At 60.2% G+C, this 12,411-nt stretch carries 13 protein-coding genes and 1 pseudogene; 11 read left to right on the forward strand and 3 right to left on the reverse strand.

Annotation, left to right across the window (positions count from 1 at the left end; all coding sequences use genetic code 11):
* Positions 1-15 precede the first annotated feature (15 nt).
* The 3 genes and pseudogenes from WS95_RS35460 to WS95_RS09855 all read right to left on the reverse strand — a co-directional run bounded on the left by WS95_RS35460 (position 16) and on the right by WS95_RS09855 (position 2,231).
* Complete coding sequence (locus WS95_RS35460) at positions 16-630, reverse strand: nitroreductase family protein (protein WP_059823726.1); 615 nt, start codon at positions 628-630, stop codon at positions 16-18.
* A 207-nt stretch (positions 631-837) separates the two neighbouring features.
* A pseudogene (locus tag WS95_RS35465) lies at positions 838-1,131 on the reverse strand (DoxX family protein); the annotation flags it as partial.
* 113 nt (positions 1,132-1,244) lie between these two features.
* The gene (locus WS95_RS09855; protein WP_059823594.1) at positions 1,245-2,231 is read right to left on the reverse strand and encodes a zinc-binding dehydrogenase; all 987 of its coding nucleotides are present in this window, start codon (positions 2,229-2,231) and stop codon (positions 1,245-1,247) included.
* 233 nt (positions 2,232-2,464) lie between these two features.
* Here WS95_RS09855 and WS95_RS09860 point away from each other — a divergent pair, with 233 nt between their 5' ends.
* The 11 genes from WS95_RS09860 (at position 2,465) to WS95_RS09895 (ending at position 12,352) form a co-directional block, all read left to right on the forward strand.
* On the forward strand, positions 2,465-3,367 hold the full coding sequence (locus tag WS95_RS09860; RefSeq protein ID WP_059823596.1) for a LysR family transcriptional regulator: 903 nt from the start codon (positions 2,465-2,467) through the stop codon (positions 3,365-3,367).
* Between the two features lie 458 nt (positions 3,368-3,825).
* Positions 3,826-4,254, forward strand: a complete 429-nt coding sequence (locus tag WS95_RS09865; RefSeq protein WP_059823597.1) for an antitoxin Xre/MbcA/ParS toxin-binding domain-containing protein — start codon at positions 3,826-3,828, stop codon at positions 4,252-4,254.
* Complete coding sequence (locus WS95_RS09870) at positions 4,251-4,724, forward strand: RES family NAD+ phosphorylase (RefSeq protein WP_059823599.1); 474 nt, start codon at positions 4,251-4,253, stop codon at positions 4,722-4,724. The genes WS95_RS09865 and WS95_RS09870 overlap by 4 nt, the downstream gene beginning before the upstream one ends.
* A gap of 247 nt (positions 4,725-4,971) precedes the next feature.
* A complete protein-coding gene (locus WS95_RS33055; protein ID WP_082746886.1) occupies positions 4,972-5,178 on the forward strand; it encodes a type II toxin-antitoxin system VapB family antitoxin in 207 nt (68 codons plus the stop codon).
* A 377-nt stretch (positions 5,179-5,555) separates the two neighbouring features.
* Entirely contained in the window at positions 5,556-6,089 is a 534-nt protein-coding gene (locus WS95_RS33065) for a hypothetical protein (RefSeq protein ID WP_257139687.1), read from the forward strand.
* Between the two features lie 540 nt (positions 6,090-6,629).
* The gene (locus WS95_RS33070) at positions 6,630-7,277 is read left to right on the forward strand and encodes a lytic transglycosylase domain-containing protein (protein WP_082746887.1); all 648 of its coding nucleotides are present in this window, start codon (positions 6,630-6,632) and stop codon (positions 7,275-7,277) included.
* Between the two features lie 19 nt (positions 7,278-7,296).
* Positions 7,297-7,656, forward strand: a complete 360-nt coding sequence (locus WS95_RS34760) for a TrbC/VirB2 family protein (RefSeq protein ID WP_059823601.1) — start codon at positions 7,297-7,299, stop codon at positions 7,654-7,656.
* A gap of 19 nt (positions 7,657-7,675) precedes the next feature.
* A complete protein-coding gene (locus tag WS95_RS09880) occupies positions 7,676-7,996 on the forward strand; it encodes a type IV secretion system protein VirB3 (protein WP_059823604.1) in 321 nt (106 codons plus the stop codon).
* Position 7,997: 1 nt separating this feature from the next.
* Positions 7,998-10,478, forward strand: a complete 2,481-nt coding sequence (locus WS95_RS09885; protein WP_059823606.1) for a VirB4 family type IV secretion/conjugal transfer ATPase — start codon at positions 7,998-8,000, stop codon at positions 10,476-10,478.
* A complete protein-coding gene (locus WS95_RS09890) occupies positions 10,475-11,629 on the forward strand; it encodes a type IV secretion system protein (RefSeq protein WP_059823608.1) in 1,155 nt (384 codons plus the stop codon). Before WS95_RS09885 ends, WS95_RS09890 begins: the two co-directional genes overlap by 4 nt.
* Before the next feature lie 15 nt (positions 11,630-11,644).
* The gene (locus WS95_RS09895; protein ID WP_059823610.1) at positions 11,645-12,352 is read left to right on the forward strand and encodes a type IV secretion system protein; all 708 of its coding nucleotides are present in this window, start codon (positions 11,645-11,647) and stop codon (positions 12,350-12,352) included.
* Positions 12,353-12,411 lie beyond the last annotated feature (59 nt).

Here is a 12,411-nt window from a genome sequence, read left to right on the forward strand (position 1 = left end):
CCCCGGGTGGATTCTTCACGCGAAGCTCAGTACTTCGGTCACAGGCTTGCGCGGCTTTTGCGGCCAGTTGCCGGACGCCGGATAGCCGACCGCGACGAGCATGACGGGGACGTCCGTCGGTTCGAGCTTGAAGGCTTCGGCGACGCCATGCGGGTCGAAGCCGATCATCGGGCCGGAGACGAGGCCAAGATCCTGCGCGGCGAGCATCAGCGTCATCGCCGCCAGCGAACCCGAGCGAATCGCTTCGTCGCGCTGGAACGTCTGGTTGTTCTTGTACATGTTCTGCGCCGCGCCAACCCAGCCCTTGTAGACGGCCTCGTCGATGATGCCGGCGTCCAGCGTCGGCTTCAACGCGCTGGCGAGCGTCAGATGCGGATCGAGCGTGCCGCACACGATGAACGTGACGGCTGCGTCCGCGACCTTCTGCTGCCCGTAAGCGAGCGGCAGCAGGCGTGCCTTGGCCGCGTCGCTGCGAACGGCGACGAACTTCCAGTTCTGCAGATTGAACGCGGACGGCGCGCGGGTGGCGAGATCGATCAGATGACGGATCTGTTCTTCCGACACCGTGCGGCTGGTGTCGTAGCGATTCGCGGAAACACGCGACTTGATCACTTCGGCAATATTCGACACTTGAGAATTCCTCTCTTCATTGAGCGGGACAACGGGGTGAACGAGCGCGCGGCCGTCGCGGTGCGCATCGGGCGCATCGCGTTTCGCGTCCAGACTGAAACGGCCCGCGCCGACGCTTGCCAGAAGCAGGAAGCCCCCGGCCATGGCGACGTTCTTGAGGAACATGACCATCTGCGTCTGGTCCGCGAACTGGTTGTGGAACAACACGCCGGTCACGACGCAAAAGACGGCGAGCAGCCCGGCCACGACGCGCACGCGATATCCGAGAACGACCAGTAGACCGGTTCCGATCTCGAAGATCACGGTCGGAACGAACAGGAGGCCCGGCACATGGTTGGCCTCCATGTAGCCGCGGATCGCATCCGGGGCGGCGAGCTTCGACAGGCCGGACAGCAGGAAGATCAGCGCGAGAAAAATGCGTGCAATCAGCATCGCCGCCGGCTGATATCGGGCGATGCGTGTCGCGGGAAGCGAAATACCGGGTGAGGCGTTCGAATTCATGTTGGATTCCTATGGTTCTGATCGAATCGAATGGTCGATGCGAGGTGATGATCTGGATTCAGATTCAGCCGGCTTGGCCGGCCAGGTAGTGCTTCATCGCGGCGGGTGAGTCGTCAGACGGACACGACGATCTTGCCCAGCGCCCGATTGCTTTCCATCAGGCAGTGGGCGCGACGGAGTTCATCGAAGTCGAAGGTGTGCGTGCGCAGCGAGGGCATGCGGCCTTCGGCCGTCGCGCGCGCGATCTCGGGCAGCGGCACGGCCGACGCCGGCAGTGCTGCCGTGCCGAACATGCCGGACGAGAAAAAGCCGAGACGCGCGCCATCGGGCAGATCGCGCATCGGATGAAAATGCTCGAGCTGCGCGCTGCCGTGCATGCCGACGAGACTCGCCGTGCCGAACGGGCGCAACGTGCGAAGGGAATCTCTGAGCGTGCTGGCGCCCACGGCTTCCAGTACGGCGTCGACGCCGGACGGAACCGCTTTCCTGACGGTCGGCGCAATCTGCCCGTCGTCGACGAGCGCGAGATCGGCGCCAACGTCGCGCATTCGTTGCAAATGGGCTTCCGCACGGCTCGTGGCAACGACCGTGAGGCCGCGGTATTTCGCATAGGCGATGGCCGCGAGCCCGACCGACGACGTGCCGCCGCGCACCAGCAGCGTTTGGCCAGCGCGGGTCGCCAGCATCCTGTCGAGCGCGCCGACCGCGGTGACATAGGCTTCCGGCAACGCGGCCAGCTCTTCCCACGATAGCGCCGTGTCCGGCACGGCGACGACGTTGCCGCGCGGCACGATGACTTCCTCCGCGTAGCTGCCCGGCCGCGTGAACTGCAGGCCGCCCATCGCGGTCGCGACGGCCTGTCCGGTTCGGAACTGGCCGCTGGGATCGTGCAGCACTTCGCCGACGGCCTCGATGCCCGGCACACGCGGCTGGTCGCCCAGTGGCCCGAGGTTACCCGAGCGGAGGTAGGTTTCGGCGCGATTGAGTCCGAACGCGCGAACGCGAATCCGGACTTCGTCGTCGCCGGGATTCCGAATCGGGATGTCCCGCAACTGCAGGACGTCCGGGCCGCCGAAGCGTTCAATGACATAGGCCTTCACGAGTACTCCAATGCACGCAGGGACGCATGCGATGCGATCGCCGCCACGGGCGTCTGAGTCGTGACGCCGGACGGAATCCGCTTCCACATGCACTGCCTGAAGTGCGAAAAATTGCGTGATGACGGCTCATCTAACAGACGATGACCCGTCGAATGCCTGTCATTCTCGATAATTCAAATATGAAATGTAACTGGCTAAAATGGAAACATTGCTTTCATTTTTGGTAGGGTAAATTGGATCTCAACGATGTACGGATATTCGTGGGCGTCGTGCAGACGGGCAGTCTGTCCGGTGCGGCAGTGCGGTTGGAGATACCGTTGCCGACGGTCAGCCGGCGGATCCGCGCGCTCGAGAAGCAATTACGGGTGCAACTGCTGGAGCGCACCGCGCGCGGCACCAAGCTGACCGAAGCGGGAACGCGGCTCTACGAGCACGCGAGCCGCGGCGTCGAAATGCTCGCCGAGGGTGAACAGGCCGTGGTCAGCGATCAGGCTCGGCTGAAAGGGCGGTTGCGCTTGTCGTTACCGCCTGCATTCGAGGCGTGGTGGAATCTGTTGTCGGCGTTCCGGAAGCGGTATCCGGATATCGAGTTGCATGTGTATTCGACCGAACGTCGAGTCGATCTGATCGAAGACGGGATCGATGTCGCGCTGCGGATCGGCACGATCTCGCACGAAGCGATGGTGGCGCGCCGGTTACTGTCATACCGGCACGTGCTGGTCGCCAGTCCCGGCTTGCTCGACACATTGGGTACGCCGGCGGCGCCGGACGACCTGCACCGATTCCCGTGCGCGGTGTGGAGCACCGGTGCGAATTTCAATCGGGGGTGGCGTTTGGGCGAGCAGACATTCGAACCCGCGGCCGTCTTGTCCACCAATGACTATTCGCACTTGCGTAGCCGCGCGATGTCCGGAGAGGTGGTCACCGAGCTTCCGCCGTTTCTTGCTGCCGGGCCGATCCGGCAGGGGCGGTTGACGGCACTTCTTCCCGGCTACCCGCTGCCCGAGCAGCACGTCAACCTGTTGTATCCATCGCATCGGCATCCGTCTGCGCTGGTTCGAGCGTATCTCGAGTTTTGCCAATCGCAGGTTGCGTGGTTTGAACGCGCCTGTGCTGTTGATCAGCCAGGCCTTTGACGTGGCGAGCGGGCAAGCCCCACCCGTTGTCTGATTACTTGAATCGTCCGGCGGTTCGTGCGGACGATGCGCCATTTCACGATTACGTACTCGCATGTCGGTTCAGCCCTCGGCGCCATGACCTCCCCGTCCAACTTTACGGGGTCAATTCAGTAGTCGGCCCCTTTTATTGCCTAATTTGCCATTTTATCCAGTCATCGGGCACGCTTGCGGCATGAACGCCTAGACTCGCGCAACGTCAGACGGGGCCAATTGCCCCTGTCCGCGGTTCGCATGCATCCGGCGGGCGAGGCGGGGTAGGACCTGCGCGTCTGATCACATGTAGGCGTGCCGAGCGACTTTAACGGCGACGCGGGGGCCTGACGTGCATCGATTCAAGCTGCCATTGGCGAATCCGTCTCGTTAAGGTATCAAATGATCTATAATCGTGTATCAACTGATGCCTGATTGGGGCTGCCATGTCACTCGTTACCCCTGAAGCCGTGGCTGCGGTCATGGAACTGCGATCGGTCCCGCACACGCTGGCGGAATTAGAGGCGCTCGTGCGCGACGGCCTGCCGAAGTCTGCACTGCGCGCCGGCGTCGAACATGCGACGCGAGGTGCCGACGCCCGCCGCGCGCTGCTTGCCCGCATCATCCCCGAGGCGACTTACAAGCGGCGCCGTGATCGGCTGACGCAAGACGAATCCGAGAAAACCGAGCGCCTGGCCCGGATCGTTGCGACGACCACCTACGTCTGGAACGACGAAGAGGATGCGCGAGAGTTTCTGTCGACGCCCCATCCTGAACTTGAGGGGCGGGCACCGCTCGATGTCGCACTGACCGAACTCGGTGCGCGCCGGGTCGAAGAGTTGCTCTGGAAGCTGTTCTACGGGCTACCCGCATGAAGTTGTTCCGCATCGCTGACACGCGACACACGATTTGGAGCGGCACTGGCGCGATGTTGGTCGGTGGCCGCTTCAACAGTCCGGGGCGGCCCGTCATCTATGCAGCATCGACGTTCGCGGGTGCGATGCTCGAGGTGCTCGTGCATGCGCGCATCGGCAAGGTGCCGAAAACGCACGGATGGGTCGAAGCAAGCGTTCCCGATGACGTGAGCGTCGAACGCCATACGGCCGAAACATTGCCGAGCGGGTGGGACGCGGTGGCGCTGCAGGCAGCGCGTCAGTTCGGTGACACATGGATGACCGAATTGCGTACAGCGCTCCTGATAGTCCCGTCCGTTGTCGTCCGTGCAGAGTTCAACGTGCTGGTAAATCCCGCGCATCCGCACGCAATGCGAATCGTTGTGACAGATCCGCAACCTGTGGTGTGGGACGAACGCCTGTTTGTGATGCCACCGCCCGCGCAGTCATAGATTCGCGATGGTGGTCTGCTAGCCTTGCCTCGACACCTTTCTCCTGGAAACAGGAATGACTACGAGGTCACTTCTGGCTTCATTCGCACTGCCACCCCGTTTCCCTCCCGAGTGGGACCCTAAGCCGCTCGCGCAATTCGTGGCGGACTGCGTGCCGGGACTACAGGAGCGTTAGCTAATCGCCGTCGACTGTACCGTTGCCGATTTGATGCTAAAAGTGATGCAGTAAAGCATCAAAGGAGTCATCATGCGTACCACCGTCACCGTTGACGATACTCTCTATGCGCGCGCACTCGAGCTCGCCGAGCCGGGCATTTCGCCGGCTGACCTGTTCCGAGCCGCACTGGAGACGTTCGTACGTGTCCAGGCCGGCCAACGCCTTGCCGCACTTGGCGGTCGCGCGCCCGACATGCCTGATGTGCCGCGCCGCAACCCGACTGCTGCTGGTCGATGAGCGTTCTGGTTGATACGTCGGTCTGGGTCGAGCATTTCCGGCGGCTGCTATCGGTACTTGTCCAGCTGCTGCAGGCCGATGCCGTCTTGGTACATCCACTCGTGATCCTCGAACTGACGTGCGGAACGCCGCCCGAACCCCGAGCCCGAACGCTAGGAGATCTCGCGCTGTTGCGCCAAACGCGCCTCGCCACGCTTAGGAAAAAGTAGTGGACTGGATCGAGCGGGAACGGCTGTACAGGCGCGCATGCGGTGCGGTGATTGCACGCTGCTGGCGTCAGTGCTATTGACCCCGCGCACTTGGCTCTGGACGCGCGATCGGCGGCTCGCGCAACTGGCGGAGCAATTCGGGGTTCACTACGTACCGCCCGACCTGCATTGAGCGAAGCCATCGCCGGCCTCTGCATACGGTTTGTCGCCCTGTTGGAGACCGAGGAAGCCGACACGGGCCACGGGTTTAGTTCGCCGAGGACAACCTGCGATCAATTCAATAGTTACGCGCACGATGTCGGCGAGAATAATGTGGAAGTCGTGCATTTCGCACATTTACACGGGTTCACCGATACGGCGACGACCCATGAAATCGGGCGCGCGTCGATCACGTCCGACATGATCGGGCGATTCCGCGGTGTGCTAATCAACATGTACTTCGTCAACTACGGCGTGGGATGCGTAATCGGAACAGGCACCGCGCCTAGGCTCGGAGCGACCGTCGTCACCAAAGTGTTCACCACGCCGACCGCACCATTGAAGTGGGCGCTCCGGGTATCGATTGCCGTTCATGTCGCGCAGGTCGCCGCGCTGCCGGGTGGTTGGGCATTCCGATCAATACGATGTTCGTCGCGCTCGCGCCGAACCCACTCCCCTATAGGAACACGCGCCGCGAGGAGTGTCAGACAACCCGCGATTTGACAGTACAAGCCGTGGCTATGCCCTGGGCCGACAGCACGCGGCGCTGAGTTGCGGAATCTGGAATGGCGGCTTCTCTGTCTCGCATAGCTGACCATAAAGTGCCGTACCACCGGTTGATCTCTTGCGATGGCGATAATGCGTACGAGTCGAGCCGCCACGTGGAAGACTACTTTCTTGTTGGCTTGCGACCACGCATGCCGCATTCGGCAGTCGCTGCCCATGAAAAGATGGTTCGGGTACATAGCGGGAAAGCCGGCCAGTCTCTACTACTCTCGGCATTGAGCACAACGTCTCGATTCGACGGGAGAAGCCGTCGACAAGACGGATTTGGGCTCTTGCCACCCACTGCATAAATTCCCTCCTGTTCCCACCACGGTTCGCCTACGACTCAGGACAGAGGCGGCGTGCGACTCATAACGCGAACGAGTTGCTGGCTATGTGCCGCCGCGACCGCGGCAGCTTCAGTGGCTGTGGTGAAACCGTTTTCGGTGACATGTCGAAACAGTTGAGAGATTTCGGCCGAACAATAGAGAGCGATCGATGATGGCACACGACCTTATGGCACTGGCTCAGCAATGTGCACCTGCCGTCGCACCACCGACGCTAGCCGCTATTGTGCGCGTCGAATCTGGATTCAATCCGTACGCGATTGGCGTTGTCCATGGCCGTCTGGCGAGACAACCGCGGCGCCAGGATGAAGCAATTGCCACGCTCAACGCGCTTGAGGCAACCGGATGGAACTATAGTGCGGGCCTCACGCAAATCAATCGAGCGAACTGGTCTCGCTATGGGCTGACGGCATCAAACGTGTTCGATGTCTGCCAAAACTTGGCCGCTGGCGCGACGATTCTAAGCAAGTGCTTCGCACGTGCACGTGTTGTCTACGCGGACCCTCAGCAGGCACTGCGCGCAGCGTTGTCATGCTATGAAAGCGGTGACTTTATCACCGGCTTCCGAACGGGATACGTCCAACGTGTGGTGACAACTGCGAACGCTATCCAAGCCATCGTGCCCGCCCCGACTTCAGAGGCAAAGCCGATTCCGGTGATCCCCGTGCGCCCCGTAGCTTCACAAAGGGAAATTAGACCGCGGTTTTCGCCAGCATCTTCTGCGCTCCAGAACCCGCAAGACAGGACGGTACGCGGTCAGCGAGATGGCGAGTCCGAAACCGATGCTGTGATCTTCTGAACGGAAAAGGTGATAGAAGATGAGACAGGGTAATGTTAAAAACATAGTACTACTGCTAAATAATTGTCTATTAAAGATCGCCGATATATTCTGCAAAACAATTTATCTTGCTCCTCTTCGAATTGTAGTGGCCAGTGCGCTTGTCGTGACGACTGTGCCAGCAAGCGCTCAGCTCACTCAGGTTAGCACCTTGCTGATTACGATCCAGAATACATTGCTCGGCGTCGGTGGAGTGGTGTGTTCGATTTCGATCATCTGGGCAGGTTTCAAGATGATGTTTCAACATGCCCGGTTTGGTGATATTGCACACGTCTTTATCGGCGGTCTATTCGTCGGCTGTGCGACGGTGATCGCCGGCATGCTGATTCCGACAAGCTGATGTGTGCATGGAGTGATTAATGGACGCACTCACGGACCCCGTCTTCAAAGGTTGCACCCGGCCTGCAATGCTATGGGGGGTACCACTCGTGCCGCTTTTGATCGTCCTCGGCGGCGTGCTGATTCCTGCTGTGTGGGTATTGATCGCCAGTCCACCCGCGGGCGTTGGGCTCGTGCTGCTGATCATTCCAGTATTCGCGACGATGCGAATGGTCGCGCGCGAGGACGATCAGCGGCTCGCCCAGCGTCTGTTGCGTTTCAGGATGAAGCTGCGTCAGCGCAATTGTCCGTTCTGGGACGCTCACGCCTATGGGCCTATCCGTTTCAAGCGCAGAGGTTGATATGAATATGCGATCAACGCTGGCTGCAGTCGCGCAACGCGAAGTGGTGCTTGCCGACTTTATTCCGTTTTCCTCGCACGTCACAGACCGGGTTATTCGTACGTGCGAGGGCGACTACGTGCAAATCTGGAAAATCCCCGGCATCGCGTTCGAAGCGGTCGATCCGACAGAGATCCTTACACGCCACATTGGATTCAATCAGCTCGTACGTAACCTCCCTGGCGGCCACATTGCGCTTTGGACACATCGGCTACGGCGGCGCACCGCAGATCGCTTCGAGACATCGTACTCCAACCGGTTTTGTCAGGAGTTGGCTGAGCGGTACTACGCGAGCTTTTCCGGATACCGAATGATGGTCAACGAGCTGTATCTGAGCGTGGTGTATCGACCACATCGCACGACACTGGGGCGGGCATTTAGCCGTGCGGCCCGTCGTACGCTCGACGATATTCGTCGCGACCAGCAGGACGCGTTGCGAGCCATGGAAGATATCGCCTCGCAGATGGAGTCGGGTTTAAAACCCTGGGCGCCTATTGCATTGGGTGTGGTTGAGCGTCCCGATCCATTGACGGGGCAGTCGCGCTGTTATTCGACCGCGCTCGAGGTGCTGGGCTATCTCGTTAATGCAACGTGGGAAGTGGTGCCGGTGCCGGCCGGTCCAATCTACGAAGCGCTGCCGACCTCTCGGCTGCTGTTTCAGCGGGAGAAACTCGAAATCCGTATGCCTGCGCAAACCCGATACGCGGCCATGCTCGATCTGAAGGATTATCCGGAGCAAACCGAACCAGGAATGCTCAACGGATTGCTGTATGGAGAATTCGAGTATATCGAAACGCAAAGCTTCACCATTCTCGATCGTCCAAGTGCCAAGGAGACGCTCGAGCGTCAGCGCAATCAACTTGTCGCTGGCGATGATGTGGCCGTCTCCCAAATTGAAGCGATGGATCGTGCATTAAACGATCTTGTGAACGGTGACTTTGTGCTAGGCGAGTATCACTACACGTTGGCTGTAATGGGCGACTCGTTAAACGACGTGGTCCGCCATGTCGCGCAAGCACGGACGTGCCTGGCCGACGCCGGTTTCCAAAGCGCACTCATCGACCTGGTGGCCGACGCCGCATGGTTTGCGCAGTGGCCGGGCAATTGGCAATATCGGCCGCGGGATGCGAAGCTCACTTCGCGCAATTTCTGTGCAATGGCCAGTCTGCATAATTTCGCAACCGGAAAGCGCAATGGCAATCCGTGGGGCGAGGCCATCACAATCGTGAAGACGCCCAGTGGCCAACCGCTCTATCTGAACTTTCACGCGACGCCTGAGAAGACCGACGCCATCGACGAGAAGGCTTTGGCCAATACGCAGTTCATCGGTCGTGCGGGCGCAGGTAAAACGGTGCTCGAACTGTTCTTGCTCGCTATGGCGACGAAGTATGGCGTGACCGCCGTGCTCTACGACAAGGATCGCGGTGCCGAGATCGGCATTCGTGCAATGGGCGGTAAATATACGGTCTTTCGTCGGGGAGAGCCGACCGGTGTGAATCCGTTCCAGCTTGAACCGGACGAGGCCACGCGCGATTTTTGGGAGCGTCTCGTATGCAAGCTCGTCGATAACGGCTCTGCGCTGTCGGCCAAGGAGGAGCTCGACATTTCTCGCGCCGTCCAGCAGGTCGCACGCATGGAGCACTCGTTGCGACGATTGTCGATGGTCCGACAACTTTTACCGAACGTTGGCGAAAACAGTCTGCATGCGCGGCTTGCTAAATGGTGTGCCGGTGGACGTCTCGGTTGGTTGCTCGACAATCCGGTGGACCGGATTGATTTTCACAGCCATAGGCTCCTCGGGTTTGACGATACGGAGCTTCTTGACGATCCGGAAGCGTCCACACCCCTTACGATGGTGTTGCTCCATCTGACCGAGCGCTTGATGGACGGCCGGCGCTTCATCTACGTGATGACGGAGTTCTGGAAGCGGCTACGCGATCCGGTTTTCAGAGAATTTGCAAACGACAAGCAAAAGACGATTCGCAAACTAAATGGTCTGGGTATATTCGACACGCAGTCGCCCGCGGATGTACTCAATAGTCCTATTGCCCGCGCACTTGTCGAGCAAACAGCCACATTCTTCTTTCTACCGAACCCTACAGCTGACTACGACGACTACGTGCATGGTTTTAAGCTTTCCGAAGCCGAATTCAACATCGTGCGGCGCATGGGCGAACACAGCCGGCTATTTCTGGTTAAGCAAGGCCATCGTTCGGCGGTCGGTCGGCTGGATTTAACCGGTTTGGGTGACGTGCTCGACGTACTGTCTGGTACGACGGATAACGTTGCATTGCTTGATGCGATTCGAGCCGATGTGGGTGAGTTACCGGAAGCATGGCTGCCGCACTTCCATGATGCAGTGGCCGCGCGCCGAGCGCGATCAAGTTCGCGTGGAACAGATCATGTGAACACCGTCGTAAGCCCTGAGCGAGGTGCGCGATGAACGGGCTTTTCAGTGCGGTGGGCGGCACGCTCGAAAACGGTATGCAAACGTATGTGACAGACGCATCGTCGGCGCTGTCCTCCGCGCTTGTACCAGTGGCGACAACGGGGGTGACGATCTGGATTCTCGCGTTTGGCATGGCCGTGGTTCGCGGCGAGGCCCATGAACCGGTCCCTGCCTTCGCCTGGCGAGGCACGAAAGTCGCAATCACACTCGCATTTGCACTGGGTACAGGTCTTTATCAGTCGCATGTTGTCACCGCCGTGAGCGGGGCCACTACCGGCGTTGCTCAGGCAATTCAAACCGCGGCAGTCAACGCTGGTGCCGGCAACGCGGGGTGCGCGGCTCTCGTGCAAGCAAGCGCATCAGACACAAGTGCTGCCGGCATCTACCGCACGCTTGATTGCTATGACCGGCAGCTTAACCTCGTGGTTGACGCGTATTTCGATAAGGCAACCCACGAGGGGTTGAGTATGAGTGGCATTGTCGCAGGCATCGGTGACCTGGCCTGCGGTCTGGTAGCTGCGTTCGGCGGGGCGATTTTCCTGATGGTGCTGGCCGTCGAAGTTCTCATGGCGCGCATGCTGCTTGATCTCGTGCTTGCACTCGGACCCGCATTTATCGCGTGTGCTGCATTTAGCCCGACCGCGCGCTTTTTTGAGGCTTGGACGGCCAAGGTGGTGAACTACGCGCTGCTTCAGATATTGGTCGCAGCGTTCCTGGGGCTCGCGCTTGCCGCATTCTCCGCCAATCTCGCGCCATTTCATGTGACGACGGCACCGCCCGAGACTTCTGCTGATGCGCTTGCGGCGGCCGCGCGCGAGACGCTGGAGGCGAGCGCGCCATGGGCGGGGGCATTTGGCATGTTCGTGACGTCCGTACTACTGGCCATGATCGGCTGGCAGCTGCCGGCCGTCGCCTCCGGGCTTGCAGGAGGCGCGACCCTTTCCGGTTTTGGCGCCTTCGTCGCGGGATACGCGTCCCGGCAGATGAGCGGCGCACTCGTGTCCGGACTGCGTGCCTTGCCCCGAAGTGCATCGTCGGGTGCCCGGACAAGCGAGACCGGCGCGCTTGCTAGCACAACCGGGGCCGTGCGAGCTCCAGCGTATCAGCGCGCCGCACGTGCTCATCTCGATCAAACCGAGGATTGAGGAGGGGTTCAAACCATGAAGCGTCACTATTTAACGGCCCACATCCTGATTGCTGCGACTGCGTTCGCCGGTGCGATTGCCATGCCCGCAAGCGCGGAGATTTATTCCGTCTATGACGAACGGAACGTGGCTCAGGCCATTGCGATGGTCGGACAGTTAAAGCAGCAAGTGCAGCAGGAAATCGCGCTGTATCGCTCGATGAGCGGTGCGCGCGGGTTCGGCGCGTTGCTTGACCGACCGGGACTAGCCAATGCGCTGCCTGCTGATTGGCAAGACATTTATGCAGCGATTCGACAGGGTGGGTATGCGGGCCTCACCGGTCCTGCAAAAGCGTTACGTGCGCAAAACAAGCTCTATGACTGCGAGGACCAGCGCGGCATCGATCAACAGATTTGCCAACGCGCGCTGAACAAGCCATTTCAGGACAAGGCACTCGGTCTGCAAGCGTACCAGACCGAGCTGGCGGAGCTTGACCGGATCGAGCGCTTGATGCGGCAGATCGATGCCACCCAGGATGCGAAAGGCATCGCAGAGCTACAGGCGCGCATTCAATCTGAGAGCACCGCAGTCGGCAACGAAATGACGAAGCTGCAGCTTTTCAAGGCGCTGTCGGATACCGAGGACCGCCTAATCGCGCAGCAGCAGTCCGAACTGATTCTCAAGCGAGCGGGCAACACTCGCCGCCTTCAGGACGAGATGGTACCGGCGACATTCGGACGGTAAGGAGGACGATCGTGAAGCCGATTTGGTCGTCGATGACGTTGAGCATGCTGATCATAGTG

Origin of the sequence: Burkholderia sp. MSMB1826 (assembly GCF_001526325.1) — a bacterium.
In the GTDB taxonomy this organism is placed as follows: domain Bacteria; phylum Pseudomonadota; class Gammaproteobacteria; order Burkholderiales; family Burkholderiaceae; genus Burkholderia.